Here is an 18,062-nt window from a genome sequence, read left to right on the forward strand (position 1 = left end):
AGGGCGGACGCGACGCCAACCAGGCCCGCTCTTGCCCGATGGCTCATGGAGCGCTACCACTTGGCGCGAAGGAGACCTCCCATGCGCGCACCCAATGAAGCCCTGATCGTCATCGACATTCAAAACGATTTCTGCCCGGGCGGCGCGCTCGCCGTCGCTGGCGGCGACGAAATCGTGCCGGGGGTCAACGCGCTCATGGCCGAATTTCCCGCCGTGATCCTGACGCAGGACTGGCATCCCGGGGGGCACAGTTCCTTTGCAAGCACTTACAATGCCGCGCCCTATTCCACCATGGAAATGCCCTATGGCACGCAGGTGCTCTGGCCGGATCATTGCATTCAAGGGACCGACGGGGCAGCCTTCCACAAGGATCTCGTGACCACCGGCGATCTGATCATCCGCAAGGGGTTCAATCCCGCGATCGACAGCTATTCCGCGTTTTTCGAGAATGATCACAAAACGCCCACCGGTCTCGAAGGCTATCTGCGCACGCGTGGCATCGACACGCTGACTCTGGTCGGGTTGGCCACCGATTTCTGTGTGAATTTCTCCGCCGTCGACGCTGCCAAACTCGGATTTACCGTCACGGTGCGCACCGATTTGTGTCGTGCCATCGACATGAATGGCTCTCTTGCGGCGGCAATCGACGGCATGAAGGCCGCCGGGGTGGAGGTCCTGTAGGGCCATGACACCGAAGCTTTTCACCACGCTGAAAACCTACACCCGGGCCGAGTTCGGCTCTGATGTCTTCGCCGGGATCACTGTGGCGCTGGTCGCCCTGCCGCTGTCCATCGCCATCGCCATCGCCTCGGGCGCCGCCCCTGCCGCGGGCTTTGTCACCGCCATCGTCGCGGGCTTCCTGATCTCCGCGCTGGGCGGCAGCCGGGTCCAGATCGGCGGCCCCACCGGTGCCTTCATCGTCGTCGTCGCCGGGGTGATTACCACACATGGCTATTCCGGCCTCGTTGCCGCGACCTTCCTCGCGGGCATCGTTCTGATCATTGCCGGGCTGTTCCGGGCGGGCCAACTGGTGCGCCATGTCCCCGAGGCGGTGATCAACGGTTTCACCATCGGCATCGGTGTGATCATCGGCACGAGCCAGCTCCCCGATTTCTTCGGGCTTGCCGGACCGTTTCCCGCCGATTTCCTCGAAAAAATCCCGGCCCTGATCAAGGCCGCTCCGGCGTTGAACCCCTCAGCCCTCGGCATCGGGCTTGCGACGATGGTGCTCATCATGTTGCTGCGTCGTGCCTTTCCGCGCTTGCCGGGGCTCATCGTTGCCGTCGCCCTGACCTCCGCCGCCGTGGCGCTGTTCGATCTGCCGGTCGAGACCATTCGTTCCCGGTTCGGCGAGTTGCCGCAAAGCCTGCCCGCGCCGCATCTGCCGGATCTGAACCTTGCGACCCTGCGTGAACTGTTGCCCTCCGCCCTGATCATCGCCTTCCTCGCCGGGGTCGAATCCCTGCTCTCGGCCATGGTCGCCGACCGGATGATCGGCGGCAAACACCGCTCCAACGCCGAGCTGATGGCGCAGGGCTGGGCCAATATCGGCTCCTCACTCTTCGGAGGCCTGCCCGCCACCGGTGCCATCGCCCGCACCGCCACCAACGTGCGCGCGGGCGGCAAGACCCCGGTCGCGGGCATCGTCCACGCGCTGGTGCTCCTTGCGATCATGATGCTGGCCGCGCCTTTGGCCGGTTATCTCGCGCTTCCGGCGCTCTCCGGTCTTCTGCTTCTGACTGCCTGGAACATGTCCGAACCGCATCGCTGGGGTGCTTACCTGCGCGGGCGGCGTTCCGATGTCGCGCTTCTGCTCATCACCCTCGTGCTGACCGTGCTCACCGATCTCACCGTCGCCATCGGCACCGGCATCGCGCTCGGCCTTGCCCTGCGCCTGTCGCGGCGGGGCGTCGAGGACCCGGATTGGACGCCGCGGGACAAATGAGCCAAACGTGAGCGTTAACATCAACCTTGCCAAACCCTTGCCCGCCCTGCTTTAACAGGGCGGTTACAGGAAGAGGGGCCTTTTCACATGGTCGACATCGCCACCCGTGTCTACAATCACAAATGGAAGATCGACCCGATCGTCCGCTCCCTGATTGACACGGATTTCTACAAGCTCCTGATGTGCCAGTCGGTGTTCCGCAACAAACCGGACACCACCGTCACCTTCTCCCTGATCAACCGTTCCAAGGACATCCGCCTCGCCGAGATGATCGACGAGGGCGAGCTGCGCGAACAACTCGACCACGTCCGTTCCCTGTCGCTCAAACGCGGCGAGAGCACCTGGATGCGCGGCAACACCTTCTACGGCAAACGCCAGATGTTCCGCTCCGATTTCATGGAGTGGTTCGAGAACCTGCGCTTGCCCGCCTATCAGCTCGAAAAGCATGACGGCCAATACGAATTGACCTTCGAAGGCTCCTGGCCCGAGGTCATGCTCTGGGAAATCCCCGCGCTGTCGATCCTCATGGAACTCCGTTCCCGCGCCGTCCTCGGCCCGATGAAGAAATTCGAGCTTCAGGTGCTCTACGCCCGCGCCATGACCAAGCTTTGGGAAAAGGTCAAACGCCTGCAACCGCTCGACGGCCTCAAGATCGCCGATTTCGGCACCCGCCGCCGTCATTCCTACCTCTGGCAGGACTGGTGCGTGCAGGCCATGGTCGAGGGCTTGGGCGACAAGTTCACCGGCACCTCGAATTGCCACATCGCGATGATGCGCGATCTCGAAGCCGTCGGCACCAACGCCCACGAACTGCCCATGGTCTATTCGGCGCTGGCCCGTGACGACAAGGCTCTGGCCGAAGCCCCCTATGACGTGCTGCGCGACTGGCAGGACGAGCACGAAGGCAACCTGCGCATCATCCTGCCCGACACTTACGGCACCAAAGGTTTCCTCGACCGCGCCCCCGACTGGCTCGCGGGCTGGACCGGCATCCGCATCGACTCTGGCGATCCGGCGTCCGGCGCGGAACAGGCCATCGCGTGGTGGAAATCCCGCGGCGAAGACCCGACCAGAAAACTCGTCATCTTCTCCGACGGTCTGGACACCGACAAGATCATCGAACTGCACCAACAGTTCAGCGGCCGGGTCAAGACCTCCTTCGGCTGGGGCACTCTCTTGACCAACGATTTCCGAGGCCTGACCCCCGACGACGCGCTCGCACCGTTCTCACTGGTGTGCAAGGCGGTGTCGGCGAATGGCAAGCCGACGGTGAAACTGTCCGATAACCCGAACAAGGCGATGGGCCCGGCGGACGAGGTCGCGCGGTATAAACGGGTGTTTGGGGTGGGGGCGCAGGAGGCGATGGAGGTTGTGGTTTGAGACGACGGCCTGCTTTTTATCTGAGGCTGTTGTAGTGTAGCAGTCGGCAAAGTCGTCGCTACGTTGAATGCCGCGAACTGCCATTTGAGCAAGATAGAGATAATTTTCTAGAATCAATTAGCATATGCAGCTCAACCATAAGCTGTTATGCTTTAATATAACGATTTAATTTAGGGATAGAGGTGTTCATGTACCCGTTTGCCACAGAATTTTTCGTAAAAGATTTTTCTCGCGCGGAATTTGTAGGACTCGTTGTCGGTTGGTTAAAAGGGACTTCGTATTCTAAACTTTTTGAAGGTCCTGTGCAGCACGAATTGGAAAAAGAAAATGCATATCTTAAGGCGAAAAACGGTGAAGAACTTAGGTTGATTGAGTTGCCGGGAGGCGATGGACCTGAAGCACTGGGCTTCAGATATGACAACCCTGATGCGGATGGAAGAATATGGCGGACAGAGCTTGTCATAAGTAAATCGGAAGGATTAGGGGGTGACAGCATTTTGCGCACAAGAACGCAATGCATAGCGGCCCATCTCGACGCTCCACTCGAAAGGCCTAAAAAGCCGTTCATTATCAAATCGATCATTCAAGAGAAGAAGGCTACAGATGATGGATATTTTGATATTATTGATGAGCCGCATTTCTTAGAAGAAACTGATTACTACCTTGATATCGCTTTGGAGGTTTTGAATGGGGCTGCTAGCCTCAATCTTCCGATCATATACATTTCTTTTACATCAGACCGTGATAAGGCCCTTTCCTTTCAACAAATTAAAAAATTGGCATTTGATTTGGGGGGCATTGCACATGTGTTGGTTGAGCCTAGCAAGAGTTTTAGCAATTCGTTACGCGAGCGAGCTAATGGAACAAACGTATATGGAGGCACTGTTGCTGTGTATTCTCCGAATACGAGCTTTCGGCGAAAGTTCTATATTGGTGGTGCAATCAGAGATAGATTCGAGCTATTTTCATGGATTGCAGAGTACGTAATTTCAATTCGCTCAAGATCCCCAGCAAAGGGTTGGGATTGGACAGAATTGCAGGAACAAGCACTACGTCACCAGATTAAGCGTGATAAAGCTCGCCTTAGCGTGCAAGAAAACGAGGCGCTACATCATCAAGAAGTTAAGAACTTAAAAGAAAGAATTTCTGAACTTGAATTTGAACGAGCTGTTACTCAAGAAGCTTTAAAAGCACCTCGGAATTCCGAAGTCTCTCTAAGTTCGATTGCTGGACAGTTGCCTGAGCAGATTGTTGAAATCTATGATGGTGAGCTTATTGATCGTATTCGATATTTTATTGAAATATCTCTAAATTTTTCAGATACATACGGCTTGGATGAACGATCCAAAAAAGTTGGAGAAAAGTTGATCGATCAAGTTGAGCCCTCAGCTGCACTGGGTCAACTTAAGCGTGCTCTAGAAAAAGCTACAAAAGATCCGAAAAAGTTTTCAAAAGAAATGGGGTCGGTTCTGGAAGAAATTGGATTTATAAAGAAATCGGATAACAAGCATATTAGGTTTGAACCAAAACCAGAGCTTGTCGGCCTCGATAGCATTACTTTGATGAAGACACCAAGCGACTATAACGGACTGAAGAACCAAAAATCACAAATAGAAAACAACCTCGGTATAGCAAGAATGAAAAGCTAACCCACCTTCCCGCGCAACTTCTTAACCTCCCCCCGTTCCTTCTTCGCCTTGATCCGCCGCTCGACCGACCCCTTCGTCGGCTTCGTCTTCACCCGTCGTTTCGGCACCACCAAAGCCTTGCGCACCAGTTCCGCCAGACGCTCCCGCGCGATCTCGCGGTTTCGCGCCTGCGACCGGGTCTCTTCGACCTGAATGACAATCGCCCCGTCCTTGGTCCAGCGCCGCCCCGCCAGTCGTCGCAGCCGGGTCTTCACCGGCGCAGGAAGGTTTGGAGACCGCTCCGCCTCGAACCGCAATTCGACCGCCGTAGACACCTTGTTGACGTTCTGCCCGCCGGGACCGGAGGAGCGGACGAATTGCTCGGTGATTTCCCAATCGGCGATCTCGATCTGGTCGGTGACGGTGAGGGGCATGGCGATGATCCGGGACGTGCTGGGGCAGATCAGGGGAATACCTGACGAAAAAAGATGACATACGGAAGTCCGACGCAAAGCCGACGTATATCCGACAGGGCCGAAAAGGGCAAAACCGGAGGCGAAAGGGCAGACACGGAAAAGGGCTGCCAGATAGAGCAGCCCTCCGAGATCTCAGGAGATGGGCCAGTTAGGAAGACCCAATCAGGGGTGTTTCACACTAGATTTTTCCTCTAGGTGGCGGCCCCCCCGACTGTCTTGACCTCGCTCTCCAACATCACTCTAGACACTGGACCACCTCCTTTCGATGAATTGCCGATAAGATGATGGTGGCACAGATTTGGTATATAGCAAGTTAATTTATACCATACGTGCGGTAAGACGCCCAACAATGAGGCGAAAAGGCACGAGAGCGATCAAAGCGAGGGCAAGTTTGACACACCAATCGGCCACCGCGAGCGAAATCCAGAGCGGCACGGGCGTGCCGACCAGAAGGAACGGCACAGAGTCCCAGGCCCAGGACACTTCCATATCGGCGGCCTCGCCAAAGATGTGGATGTTCTGCGAAAACGCGATGCCAAAGAAGATCGCAGTGTCGAGCGCGGACCCGATGATCGAGGAGGCAAACGGCGCTTTCCACCAAGACCCCTGCCGCAGCCGGTCGAACACGAACACATCCGTGAGCTGGGCGACGAGAAAGGCAATGGCGGACCCCACGGCGACACGCAGCGCCACGGCCTGATAGGTATAGCCATCGCCTTGCAGCGTGATCTGCGTGCCGATGAGGCTACAGACGATCCCGGTGACGAACCCCACAAGGATGACCTTGCGCGCGGAGGCGACGCCATAGACACGGTTCATCACGTCGGTGACGAGAAAGGCGAAGGGATAGGTGAAGGCCCCCCATGTCAGAAGCCCATCCGCGATGAGGAACTGCACGAGGATATTAGAGGCCACGACAATGGCGGCCATGGCGAGAACGCCAGGAAGGATACGATTCATGATGTGACCCGTTTTTTATCGAAGGTGACGGCAACTCGGCCCCATTTTGGGGCGGTGCGGGGGTCTAACCCCGGCCCGGAAACAAATCAAGTGTTATTCCGCGACCCGGTAATCGACGAATTCCGTGCGTTGAAAGAACTTGAAATTATCGTCGGAGACCATGGTCACCCGTACATCCTCGGGCGTGCCCCAGACGGCGATGCCTTCGAGATTGTCATGGGTACCGGTCAGGGTGCGCAGCAAAACCTGTTCATTCTCCGGCCCATCCGGGCCAAGATCGAACCGCCGTACCCGAGTGGCAAAACCCAGTCCGGTGAACCAGCGTTCCAAAAGATAAAGCCGCCCGTCCGGCCCGATATCGAGCCCCACCGGCAGGAAATCCGTGGTGCCGTCGCGCGGGACCGACCAGGGCTGATCCCATCCCGAACCGGGCCGATAGCGGTAGAGCGGAAAAGGCCGGGTCATCTCGCCGGAGCGCTCGGGAAGCGTATAGAGCGTTCCGTCGCGAGCCACGGCCAGCCCTTCGAGCGACGAGTTCGTCTGCATGCCTTTGAAATCCGGGTGACGGGGCAGATCGGTCAGCCATCCGGTTTCCGGATCCATCTGTGCCACCCGGTGATGGCCTTCGAACGACAGAAACACCTTGCCCGTATCCGAAACCGCAATCCCTTCGCTGTCGTCATCGTAGCGCGGCAGAGGTTTGCCTTCCGAGGTCAAAAATCCTTGCGCGGTGCGGACATAAACGCCTTTGACGACGCCTTTTTCATCGCGTTTCAGATCGCCGTGAAACAGCATTGCCCGGTCCGACAGGGCCCAGAACGACAGCCCGTCCCCGGACAGATCGAGGCCGGACAGACCACCGACACGCGCGTCCGCGGCGGTCCATGTATAAGACCCGAGATATTTCAGCTCAGCCGCCTGCGAAAGATGGGGCAGAGCACTCGCGATCAGCGCGAGGACAAGACGGCGGAACATTGTGCGGGCAGCGTTGCGAGTGTGATCGGAGGTTTCGGTTTCGCGGGCTTGGCATTGGGATCGGGCGGCGGCGGGTTGAGGATGTTGTTCACCCATTCCTGCGCATCGTCACACCCGTCACCTGGCGGAGGGGCTGCCTGATCCACGCAGTATTTATCGCCCTTGGGACAGTTCAGCCGCACATGGAAATGATAGTGGTGTCCCCACCACGGACGAATTTTCCGAAGCCAGCTTTTGTCGCCTTTTTCGTCCTTGCACATCTGCACTTTCGCGCCGGGGAAGACGAAAATCCGCGACACGCGCGGGTCGGAGGCGGCGGCCTTGAGAATCTCGTGATGCGCCCGTGTCCAGCTCGCATTGGTATAGGCACCGGAGGCGCGCTGCATCGAGATCGACGACAGGCTTTCGCGTTCGGCGCGCGTCAGATCGAGCCGTGTCGCCGGCAACATCCAGATATCGGCATCGAGCCCGATCTGGTGGCTCGCATGGCCCGACGACATCGGCCCGCCGCGCGGCTGGCTCATGTCACCGATATAGATGCCGTTCCAGCCGGGCTGTGCGGCGGCTTTGCGCGACAGGTCTTCAAGAAAATCGACGAGAACCGGCTGACCCCAGTTGCGATTGCGCGACAGGCGCATGGCCTGCCATGTCGGTCCGGTTTCAGGAAGCTGCGACGCCCCGGCCAGACAGCCCTGCGAATAGCTGCCGAAGGATTCGGGCACGTGTTGCGAGGGCAGGGCGATGGGGCCGAACAGGTCCTTGGCCGGACGGTGATCCGACGAGGAGACCGAGACTTTCGGCGTCGGCACGCTGTCCTTTTCACCGCCCACACAGGCAGCCAAAGTCGCAACCAGAGCCAGGCTCAACCATTTACGCATCATCAGGGACCTTTGTACCTTCCGGATGCACCCAAGCTAACAGCACCAGCCCCAGAATGAAAAGGGCGATGAGCGGAGTGATGCCGAGGCGTTGAGAATTCGTGACATCCGACACCACGGCGATCAGTGCCGGTGCGAGGAAGGTGGTTGCCTTCCCCGAAAGTGCGAAGAGGCCGAAAGCCTCGGTCATGCGCTCCGGGTCGGCCTGTCGTACCATCATCGTGCGGGACGCCGACTGGATGACGCCAGCCACGGCGCCAAGCACCGCGCCGCAGATGTAGAACGCCACATCCGGCAGTTTACTCCCCGCTTCGACCGGCATGAACAGCACACTTTCACGGGTGATGGTCAGGATCACGAGACAGACGCTCACCAGCACGGCGATGGAAAAGAGGATCACCGGTTTCGGTCCGACCCTCTGGTCTGCAATGCCGCCGAAATAGGTAAAGATCGCCCCGGTGAACGCGGCCAGAATGCCGAAGACGCCGATCTGCACGACGCTCCATTCCAGCGCGCCAAGCGCATAAATGCCGCCGAAGGTGAACACCCCGTTCAGCGCATCGCGATAGAACATCGAAGCGCCGAGAAAGGCGAAAAGCGAACGCCGCTTCGGCAGGCTGCGCAGGGTTTTCATCAACTCCTCGATGCTGCGACCGATCGCCCCCGGTTGTGAAGGCACCGTACTTTTCGGCTCCCGCACCCAGAGAAAGAACGGCACCATCGAGATCACGAACCACAGCGCCACGAAAGGTCCGACAAACCGCGTGCCTTCGCGCGTCGCGGGATCGAGGCCGAACAGGGGTGCCGTGCCCAACAGTGTGACGCCCGCGGCATTCTCCGCAAAGAGCAGGAGCATGATCACAAGCGCGACGATCCCGCCGACATAGCCCCAGGCCCAGCCATTGCCGGAGATCTTGCCAATCTCCTCTCGGCTGCCCAGAGCGGGCAGAAGCGCATTGGTGAAAATCGTGGTGAATTCGACCCCGATCAGGCCCAAAGCGAAGAAAATCAGCACCAGAACGGTGGGGAAATCCTCCGGTGAGGCGATCCAGAGCCCCGCCGATCCGATCACGTAAAGCGCGGAAAACAGCCAGATCCAGGGCATCCGCCGTTTGCTCTCATCGGCGATGGCGCCCAAAACCGGCGCGGACAGGGCAATCATCAGCCCCGCAGCGGTCAGCCCGTAGCCCCAGATCGACTGCGCCTCCGCCTTGGCATGCGCGGCATCCATGCCGCCCGCCGTCAGATGGGCGATCACCTGTTCGGCAAAATAAGGCCCGAAAATGAAGGTGAGGATCAGAGTGTGAAAGGGCTGCGTCGCCCAGTCGTACATCATCCAGCCCCAGATGCGCTTGCGATGGCTCGGTTCCGCCATGTGCCTGTCCCTCTCGCCTCAGTTGCGGCGATAGAACAGGCAAAGTGCTGCGCACGCAACGCTTAAAGCGTCACGCCTTTAAGATGCGTTTATCGTGTGGGCGGCCAGGGCCGTGTGTCATCCGCCGCAATCCAGTTTTTCACCCAGTCCGGAAGCTCCGGACTTTCGACCCCCGGTTCCAGCCGTTCCAAAATCTCTCTGGGCGGCACCATCCGGCGGTTTTTGAGCACCGCGCCACGGATCAGGACGTGATTGCAGCATTCGCCTTTCCGGTCCCACATCGACTGTTCGATATAGAGGAACTTGTCGTCGAACCCGATCGGTGTCGTCACCATGTCGACGGTCTGGAACGTCGTCACCCGGCGGCGATAGCGCACGGAGGCCCCCGCGACCGCCATACCGAACCCACCCTCTTTCGCGGCCTTCGCCGTGCCGTTGCGGATCGACATCGGCACTCGGCCAAGGTCAAAGATTGTTAAGGTTCTGCCGTTATTCAGTTCCAGCCACAGATCAATGTCCCAGGGCATGCAGATATGCCGGGAGCGATGTGGCTCGAAGAGGCCGAGTTTGGGCGCGTTTTTATATTTCCACGCCTGATAGAACATGCGGACGAAAGGATACATGCGCGCCACTTTCTTGCTGCGGGCGCAAAGGTCAAGTCGGACGTTGCGGCACAGGTTACGACACAGGGCGGCGACGGGCGCTCTTGTGCGACCGGGACAGAGACCTTAGGTGAGAAAGCGAGCAAACAATCCAAGCAATTTGGGAACCTGAACATATGCTGTCTTTGATGCAAATCCTGCTGATGATCCTCGGCATCGTGAAATTCGTCATGATCGTTCAGATCATCATGAGCTGGCTGATCAATTTTCAGGTGCTCAACGTGCGCCAACCCTTGGTCTATCAGATCTGGGAAGGCCTCTCCCGCCTTCTCGAGCCGGTCTATCGCCCAATCCGCAAAATCCTGCCGCCGGTGAGCGGTTTGGACCTCGCGCCTCTGGTGGCCTTCATCGCGATCTATGCGATCGAGCGGATCATCTACAACAACGCTGGCATGTTCTACTAAGACGTCCCGGAAAGCCCCTTGAGCCTCGCGCCCCCGCGTGCGATTCTGTCGCCAATCATAAAGAGCAGGCGACATGGACACGGCACAGGGGCGTTTACAGGGGCTTTTATCCTCCGTTTTCGGATTTGACGATTTCCGCCCCGGTCAGGCGGAGATCGTGGAGGCCGTGGTCGCCGGGCGTGATGTCTTGGCCATCATGCCCACAGGCGGCGGCAAATCGCTTTGTTTCCAACTCCCCGCTCTGGTGCGCGACGGTCTGACCGTTGTCATCTCGCCGCTGATCGCCCTCATGCGCGATCAGGTGCAGGGGCTTCAGGCCGCCGGTGTCGCCGCCGGTGCGCTGACCTCCGGCAATACCGAAGAGGAAAACGACGCGGTCTTCAATGCGCTCTCCCAAGGTGAGCTGAAACTCCTCTACATGGCGCCCGAACGCTTGGCCTCCGGTGGCACATTGCCGATGCTGCGCCGCGCGAATGTGTCGCTGATTGCGGTGGATGAGGCCCACTGCGTCTCGCAATGGGGTCATGATTTCCGCCCCGATTATCTCCGCATCGGCGATCTCAAACGCGCGCTGGGCGTGCCGCTCGCGGCCTTCACGGCCACCGCCGACGAGGAAACTCAGGCGGAGATCGTCACCCGCCTGTTCGATGGCAGCCAACCCGAAAGTTTCCTGCGGGGTTTCGACCGTCCGAACATCCATCTTGCCTTTGCCGTCAAAGACAGCCCCCGTCGCCAGATCCTCGATTTCGCCTCTGCTCGCAAAGGCCAGTCCGGCATCGTCTATTGCGGCACGCGGGCCAAGACCGAAAGCCTTGCCAAGGCGCTCTCTGACGCCGGGCACCTGGCCCTCGCCTATCACGGCGGGATGGAGCCAGATCGTCGGCGCGAGGTCGAACGCCGCTTTCAACAGGAAGACGAGCTGATCGTCGTCGCCACCATCGCTTTCGGCATGGGGATCGACAAACCGGACATCCGCTGGGTGGCCCATGCCGATCTGCCGAAATCCGTCGAGGGCTATTATCAGGAAATCGGTCGTGCCGGTCGCGACGGCGCGCCCGCCGAAACGCTCACGCTCTTCGGCCCCGACGACATCCGCTTTCGCCGCACCCAGATCGACGAAAGTCTCGCGCCGCCCGAGCGCCGTGCCGCCGATCATGCCCGTCTCAACGCGTTGTTGGGGTTGGCGGAGGCGCAGGTTTGCCGCCGTCAGACGCTTCTGAAATTCTTCGGCGAAGAGGCCGCGCCCTGTGGCAATTGCGATCTCTGCGACAGCCCGCCGGAGATTTTCGATGGCACCACGGCGGTGCGCAAAGCGCTTTCTGCCGTTCTGCGCTGCGATCAGGGCTTTGGCGCAGGGCATCTCATTGACGTTCTGACCGGCAACCTGACCGACAAGGTGCGGCAGTGGAACCACGACCAGCTTTCGGTGTTCGGCATTGGCAAGGAGTATGACAAGCGCCAGTGGAACGCGATTTTCCGGCAGATGATGGGCGCTGACCTTCTGCGCCCCGACCCGGAACGCCATGGTGCGCTCTATATGACTGAACCGGCGATGCCGATCCTCAAGGGCGACGCGACCATCACGCTGCGCAAGGACACGCTTGCCAAGGCGCGCAAAGGCCCGGTCGCCAAGGCCTTGGTCTCCGAAGAAGACGCGCCGCTTCTCTCCGCGCTCAAGGCGAAACGCCGCGCGCTGGCCGAAGAGGCCCGCGTGCCCGCCTATGTGGTCTTTGCCGACCGGACCCTGATCGAGATGGCGGAAAAACGTCCGCAGACGCTCGACGAGATGGGACGGATCGGCGGGGTCGGGGCGAAAAAACTCGAACGCTATGGCGATCTGTTTCTGTCCGTCATTCTCGGCGCGCCGGTGCCGGAGATGCATCCCGCCCGGCGCAAGCTGGCAAGCTCGGGCGGCGGCGATCTCTTCGACCGGTTGCAGGTGATCCATCACGATCTGGTGCGGGGCGATTGCGGCACGCTGAAACCGATGAGTCTCACCGCTGCGCAAATCACCAGGATCGTGAAAATGCGACCCGGTGACATGGCGAGTTTCGCCCGGATCGTCGGCGACAAATCCGCCGAGCGCTTTGGCCCTGCGATGATCGAGGCGATTCAGGCCGCCTGACGGGCCGGGTTCACTTCCCGGCCATGACCTCCGCCGGTTCTTCCGGCAGGATCGGGCGATACCCTTCCGGCAGTTCCTGAAGGATGCGGTCGATGATCGCCGCCTTGCGCAGCGGTTTCGTCATGTAATGATCGAGCCCGGCAGCAAGAATGTCCTGCTCGTCCCCGGCCATGGCATGCGCGGTCAGCGCGACGATCGGGATATGCGTGCCGGTGTCGAGTTCCAGCGTGCGGATCTGCCGAGTGGCCTCCTTGCCGTCGACCTCGGGCATGGAAATGTCCATGAACACGAGATCGGGCTGGAACCCCTGATAGAGTTCCACCGCCTCGCGCCCGTTCCCGGCAAAGCGCAGCTCGATGTCCAGCGCCTTGAGCATCTTGCCGAACACAAGCTGGTTGGTCTTGTTGTCCTCCGCCGCCAAGACCCGCATCCGCCGCCCCGGCTCAGGGCTGATCATCGGCTCCACAGGCACGAGATCGGCCAGCGCCCGCCAGAGATCGGCCCGCAGCAGTGGTTTCTGAAGTGTCTTGGCGTCTTCGATGTCAAAGCTTCCGGCCGAGATCGGCCCGGAGGTCATCAAAAGCACCGGCGCGGTCACGCCACGCAGGCGCAGGTCCCGGATCAGCCCGGCGGCATCCATGCCCGGAAGTTTGTTGTCGATCAGATAGACATGCGCGTCGAGCGGCGCGGCCAGAAGCGCTTCGGCGCTGTCGAAGGGCGTGACCTCAAATCCGAGCGCGGTCAGTTGCTTTTCGAGAATGAGCGAATTGGCGTTGATGTGATCCAAAAGGGCGGCGCGGTGCATCCAGGAGGGCAGGGCGAGCGCCTTGTTTTCCTCGACCACATCCATGGTGATGTGGAAGCCGAAACAGGAGCCGATGCCCTCTTCGCTGTCGACCCAGATTTCGCCGCCCATGAGTTGCACGAGCTGTCGCGTGATCGCGAGCCCAAGCCCCGTACCCTCGAATTTGCGATTGCGTGCATCCTCGACCTGATTGAACTCGCCGAAGATGTGCTCGATCATATCGGGTGCGATGCCGATGCCGCTGTCCTCGACCGAAACGTGCACGCGCTGGCGCATGCCGCTTTCCTCCGGAAGACCGACGACGCGGACGATCACATGCCCCTTGTGGGTGAATTTCACCGCATTGCCGATCAGATTGGTCAGAACCTGCCGCATCCGTCCCGGATCTCCGATGAAATTCGTCGGCATGAACATGTCGTAGTCAATGATCAACTCGACGCCTTTCTGGGTCGCCGACGGTTGCAAAAGCACCATCACGTCCTGGATGCAGCGTTCGAGATCAAACGCTTCCGGGTGCAGGGAGAGTTTCGAGGCCTCGATCTTGGAGTAATCCAGCACATCGTTGATCAGGCTCAAAAGGGCTTCGCCCGAGGATTTGATCGTATCGACATAGAGGATCTGCTCCTCTGTCAGATCGGTTTCCGACAAGAGATCTGCCATGCCCACCATGCCGTTCATCGGCGTGCGAATTTCGTGGCTCATATTGGCAAGGAAGGCGGATTTGGCCCGGTTGGCGGATTCCGCCTTGCTCCGCGCCCGTTTCAACCGTTCCTCGTAGCGGATCGTCGAGGTGATGTTCAGCCCAAGCGACACCATGTCCCCGTCGGAGGAGCGTCGGTCCACCAGCTTCACGAACTGGTTGTTCCAGAGCCGCACGGTTTGCGGTTCCCGCACCGGTGCCCGCCAGCGCGCCACAGCCTGATCAATATACGCTTCCCGCGTCAGATCGCCGATGTCGATCACCCCCTCCTCGACCGCGAGGCGCACAATTTCCGGATAGGTGATGCCGGGTTTGACGTCCTCCAGCCCGTCGAAAATTTGCAGATAGGCCGGGTTGGCGGCGATCATGATCTCGGAAGGATCGAACACGGCAAATCCGTCCTGAATCGTCTCGATCGAATCCCAAAGCCGCCTCTCTGCGATATGCACGGCGACATTCGCCTTTTCCAAATCCTCGCGGGTGCGCAGGTTCTCGTCGCGAAGCACCTCCGTCTCTTCGCGTTTGACGATGATCTCATCGGAGAGGTACCGGGCGTGTTGCGACAGCTTGCGATTGGCTTCGAACAGCTCCGCCTGTTTCAATTCCAGCAGACGTTCCGCAGCCAAGCGCGCGCGACGTTCCTGAGACAGCGTTTCCGACAGCGACATGGGGACCTCTTCATACCCTCACCGAACCTTCTGGTTCAAACTTTCGACCAGAATGGTCCGAACAGGGTGAAAAGAGTCTTAACCGGATCGCGAAAATTGACGGAAAATTCGGCAGGTTTGCCGTGGCGTCCCCCATTCCAATGCCGAAGTGGTGCCGTGGTGCAGATCTCAGGCCGGTTCGGCGTGGAAAAGCGGGGCGCGCCCGGTTTCGGTCACCACCTCTTCGACACCGTTCTCGATCACCATCGCGGTCATCGGACGTCCGTAGCCCGCGCCGCTGTCGATGTCGATGCGGTGGCCGAAATGGGTCGGCATATCGAGGGCCGTGTGCCCATGCACCACCGTGTAGGGCAGGAAGCCGTGGTAATCGAGCCAGCCTTCGCGGATCCAGATCAGATCGTCTTCGGTCTGATGCTCGACAGGAACACGGGGACGGATGCCGGCGTGGGCGAACAGGTAATTGCCCCAGGCATAGGTCAGAGGCGCCTTCTCGATGAACTCGAGATGCGCTTCGGGCACGGCCTTGGCGGCGCGCATATGGGCGAGTTCGAATTCGCCGTCCACCGCCTCGACCCCGTAGGAGGCCAGCGTGTCGGGACCGCCCAGAGCCGGGTGGAGCCAGCTTTTGCCGGATTTGATATGATCGTCATGGGCGATGCCGTGGCGCACGAACCGGGTGAACATCCGGTCGTGATTGCCACGAATGGTGCGCCAGGGCTTGCCCGCCGCGATCCCGTCCATCAGGTATTGAATGACGCCCGCGCTGTCCGGCCCGCGATCCACATAGTCGCCAAGATGGATGACACGCGCGTCGGTATCGCCCACCCGCGCCTTGTCCGCCTCGATCCGCGCATGCGCGGCTTTGAGCATGTCGAGTTGACCGTGAATGTCGCCGATGGCGTAAATGCGCAAGGGAGCCTCCCTAAGTATGTCGCGCGTCGGATGAGCGGCTCTGATCCGACGCGCCACGTGTCAGGACTTCATGCGGATCGCATGCCACTCCAGATGGTCGCGCATGAAGGTGGAGATGAAGTAATAGCTATGGTCATAGCCCTCTTGCATGCGGAGTGTTAGGGGCTGTCCGGTCTTTTCACAAATCTGTGTCAAAAGCTCCGGCTTGAGCTGACCTTCGAGAAAATTGTCCGCCGTCCCTTGATCCACAAGGATCTCCGGTACGCGCGCCCCGTCCTCGATCAAAGCACAGGCGTCGTACTCCCGCCACGTCGCCTTGTCCGCGCCGATATAGCCGGTCAGCGCCTTTTCGCCCCAAGGGCAATTCAGCGGGCTGACGATGGGTGCAAAGGCTGACACGGATTTGTAGGCCGACGGATTGCGCAATGCGATGGTCAGCGCGCCATGTCCGCCCATGGAATGCCCCATGATGCCGACGCGGGTCATATCGGCGGGAAATTCCGCGCCGATGAGGGCGGGCAGTTCCGTTTCGATATACTCCCGCATCCGGTAGGTCTTCGCAAACGGCTTTTCGGTGGCGTTAACATAGAACCCCGCGCCCAGACCGAAATCATAGGCGCCATCCGCGTCGTCCGGCACGCCTTCGCCACGGGGCGAGGTGTCCGGGGCAACGAAGATCAGGCCAAGCTCCGCACATGCCGCGCGGAACTCGCCTTTTTCCGTGACATTGGCCTGTGTGCAGGTCAGCCCCGAGAGGTAGAAAACGACGGGGAGTTTTTCACCGTCCTCATGATCGGGCACGAAGACGGAAAATTCCATCTCGGTACCTGTGGCCGTCGAGCTGTGGGTGTAAACGCCTTGCGTGCCATCGTGGCTGCGATTGCTGGATTTGAGTTCCATCGGTGTTTCCTTTTAAAACTCGACGACAGCGCGGATCGACTTGCCCTCATGCATCAGATCGAAGCCGTGGTTGATCTCTTCAAGCTTCAGCTTGTGCGTGATCATCGGGTCGATCTCGATCTTGCCGTCCATGTACCAGTCGACGAATTTCGGCACATCGGTGCGGCCTTTCGCGCCGCCGAACGCCGTGCCTTTCCAGACGCGGCCCGTGACCAACTGGAACGGACGCGTGGAAATCTCCGCCCCGGACGGCGCCACGCCGATCACCACGGACACGCCCCAGCCCCGGTGCGAACATTCCAGCGCGTCGCGCATCACCTTGACGTTGCCGGTCGCATCGAAGGAATAGTCCACGCCGCCGATCTGATCCGCGCCACGTTTGGTCAGGTTGACGATTTCCTCGACCACGGTGCCTTCGATTTTCGTCGGGTTGATGAAATGGGTCAGGCCGAATTTGCGGGCCATCCCCTCTTTGTCATCGTTCAGGTCGACACCGATGATCATATCGGCCCCGGCCATGCGCAGGCCCTGAATGACGTTGAGACCGATGCCGCCCAGACCGAACACAGCGGCGGTCGCGCCGATCTCGACGCCCGCGGTGTTGATCACCGCACCGATGCCGGTGGTCACGCCGCAGCCGATGTAGCAGATCTTGTCGAAGGGCGCGTCGTCACGCACTTTGGCCAATGCAATCTCCGGCATGACGGTGTGGTTCGCGAAGGTCGAGCAGCCCATGTAGTGGTAGATCGGCGTGCCATCGAGCATGGAAAACCGCGTGGTGCCATCGGGCATCAGGCCCTGGCCCTGGGTGTTGCGGATCGCGGTGCAGAGGTTGGTCTTGCCGGAGAGGCAGGACGGGCATTCGCGGCACTCGGGCGTGTAAAGCGGAATGACGTGATCGCCCGGTTTCAGCGTGGTAACGCCTTCGCCAACCTCCAGCACGACGCCCGCGCCCTCGTGGCCGAGGATGCAGGGGAAGATGCCCTCCGGATCGGCGCCCGACCGGGTGAACTCGTCGGTGTGACACAGACCCGTGGCCTTGATCTCGATCAGAACCTCGCCCTTCTTCGGGCCTTCGAGGTTCACTTCCATTATCTCGAGCGGTTTCCCGGCCTCAAGCGCAACCGCGGCTTTCGTTCTCATAAACGCGTCCTCTTTCTCCGGCAGTGCCCCTGCCTGCAACTTCCAGAACGGCGCATCTGCGCCGGATTCGCCCTTAGAAATACGAAGGGCCGCTGGTTTGTCCAGCGGCCCGGTCCGATTATTTGC

At 59.8% G+C, this 18,062-nt stretch carries 16 protein-coding genes; 6 read left to right on the top strand and 10 right to left on the bottom strand.

The window, feature by feature from the left end:
• Nucleotides 1-81 precede the first annotated feature (81 nt).
• From pncA to CEW89_RS13465, 4 genes are all read left to right on the top strand, one after another.
• Nucleotides 82-681 (top strand): bifunctional nicotinamidase/pyrazinamidase, encoded by a 600-nt coding sequence (gene pncA, locus CEW89_RS13450; RefSeq protein ID WP_096806230.1) that lies wholly within the window; start codon nucleotides 82-84, stop codon nucleotides 679-681.
• 4 nt (nucleotides 682-685) lie between these two features.
• The gene (locus tag CEW89_RS13455; protein ID WP_096806231.1) at nucleotides 686-1,945 is read left to right on the top strand and encodes a SulP family inorganic anion transporter; all 1,260 of its coding nucleotides are present in this window, start codon (nucleotides 686-688) and stop codon (nucleotides 1,943-1,945) included.
• An 87-nt stretch (nucleotides 1,946-2,032) separates the two neighbouring features.
• The gene (pncB, locus tag CEW89_RS13460) at nucleotides 2,033-3,325 is read left to right on the top strand and encodes a nicotinate phosphoribosyltransferase (RefSeq protein ID WP_096806232.1); all 1,293 of its coding nucleotides are present in this window, start codon (nucleotides 2,033-2,035) and stop codon (nucleotides 3,323-3,325) included.
• A gap of 188 nt (nucleotides 3,326-3,513) precedes the next feature.
• Entirely contained in the window at nucleotides 3,514-4,974 is a 1,461-nt protein-coding gene (locus tag CEW89_RS13465) for a hypothetical protein (protein WP_096806233.1), read from the top strand.
• Here the strand turns inward: CEW89_RS13465 and arfB are convergent.
• The 6 genes from arfB to CEW89_RS13495 all read right to left on the bottom strand — a co-directional run bounded on the left by arfB (nucleotide 4,971) and on the right by CEW89_RS13495 (nucleotide 10,240).
• Complete coding sequence (arfB, locus tag CEW89_RS13470) at nucleotides 4,971-5,387, bottom strand: alternative ribosome rescue aminoacyl-tRNA hydrolase ArfB (RefSeq protein WP_096806234.1); 417 nt, start codon at nucleotides 5,385-5,387, stop codon at nucleotides 4,971-4,973. The two genes, CEW89_RS13465 and arfB, sit on opposite strands and share 4 nt — an antisense overlap.
• Before the next feature lie 360 nt (nucleotides 5,388-5,747).
• Complete coding sequence (locus CEW89_RS13475; protein WP_096806235.1) at nucleotides 5,748-6,389, bottom strand: queuosine precursor transporter; 642 nt, start codon at nucleotides 6,387-6,389, stop codon at nucleotides 5,748-5,750.
• A gap of 93 nt (nucleotides 6,390-6,482) precedes the next feature.
• Entirely contained in the window at nucleotides 6,483-7,364 is an 882-nt protein-coding gene (locus CEW89_RS13480; protein ID WP_096806236.1) for an esterase-like activity of phytase family protein, read from the bottom strand.
• The gene (gene mepA, locus CEW89_RS13485; protein WP_096806237.1) at nucleotides 7,337-8,245 is read right to left on the bottom strand and encodes a penicillin-insensitive murein endopeptidase; all 909 of its coding nucleotides are present in this window, start codon (nucleotides 8,243-8,245) and stop codon (nucleotides 7,337-7,339) included. Before mepA ends, CEW89_RS13480 begins: the two co-directional genes overlap by 28 nt.
• Nucleotides 8,235-9,617 carry an MFS transporter gene (locus CEW89_RS13490; RefSeq protein ID WP_066703168.1) on the bottom strand — a complete coding sequence of 461 codons (1,383 nt, stop codon included), beginning with the start codon at nucleotides 9,615-9,617 and terminating at the stop codon, nucleotides 8,235-8,237. Before CEW89_RS13490 ends, mepA begins: the two co-directional genes overlap by 11 nt.
• 89 nt (nucleotides 9,618-9,706) lie before the next feature.
• Complete coding sequence (locus tag CEW89_RS13495; RefSeq protein WP_096806238.1) at nucleotides 9,707-10,240, bottom strand: acyl-CoA thioesterase; 534 nt, start codon at nucleotides 10,238-10,240, stop codon at nucleotides 9,707-9,709.
• Between the two features lie 155 nt (nucleotides 10,241-10,395).
• On the opposite strand from CEW89_RS13495, the gene CEW89_RS13500 reads away from it, so the two are divergent.
• Nucleotides 10,396-10,683, top strand: a complete 288-nt coding sequence (locus CEW89_RS13500; RefSeq protein WP_096806239.1) for a YggT family protein — start codon at nucleotides 10,396-10,398, stop codon at nucleotides 10,681-10,683.
• A 73-nt stretch (nucleotides 10,684-10,756) separates the two neighbouring features.
• Complete coding sequence (gene recQ, locus CEW89_RS13505; RefSeq protein WP_096806240.1) at nucleotides 10,757-12,808, top strand: DNA helicase RecQ; 2,052 nt, start codon at nucleotides 10,757-10,759, stop codon at nucleotides 12,806-12,808.
• Nucleotides 12,809-12,818: 10 nt separating this feature from the next.
• Here recQ and CEW89_RS13510 read toward each other — a convergent pair whose 3' ends face one another.
• The 4 genes from CEW89_RS13510 to CEW89_RS13525 all read right to left on the bottom strand — a co-directional run bounded on the left by CEW89_RS13510 (nucleotide 12,819) and on the right by CEW89_RS13525 (nucleotide 17,936).
• Entirely contained in the window at nucleotides 12,819-14,981 is a 2,163-nt protein-coding gene (locus CEW89_RS13510; protein ID WP_096806241.1) for an ATP-binding protein, read from the bottom strand.
• Between the two features lie 168 nt (nucleotides 14,982-15,149).
• Nucleotides 15,150-15,893: a metallophosphoesterase family protein gene (locus CEW89_RS13515; RefSeq protein ID WP_096806242.1), complete on the bottom strand. Its 744-nt coding sequence runs from the start codon at nucleotides 15,891-15,893 to the stop codon at nucleotides 15,150-15,152.
• A gap of 60 nt (nucleotides 15,894-15,953) precedes the next feature.
• On the bottom strand, nucleotides 15,954-16,793 hold the full coding sequence (fghA, locus tag CEW89_RS13520; protein ID WP_096806243.1) for an S-formylglutathione hydrolase: 840 nt from the start codon (nucleotides 16,791-16,793) through the stop codon (nucleotides 15,954-15,956).
• 12 nt (nucleotides 16,794-16,805) lie between these two features.
• The gene (locus tag CEW89_RS13525) at nucleotides 16,806-17,936 is read right to left on the bottom strand and encodes an S-(hydroxymethyl)glutathione dehydrogenase/class III alcohol dehydrogenase (protein ID WP_096806244.1); all 1,131 of its coding nucleotides are present in this window, start codon (nucleotides 17,934-17,936) and stop codon (nucleotides 16,806-16,808) included.
• Between the last annotated feature and the right edge of the window lie 126 nt (nucleotides 17,937-18,062).

This window comes from Celeribacter ethanolicus, from assembly GCF_002407265.1.
Classification (GTDB): Bacteria; Pseudomonadota; Alphaproteobacteria; order Rhodobacterales; family Rhodobacteraceae; genus Celeribacter; species Celeribacter ethanolicus.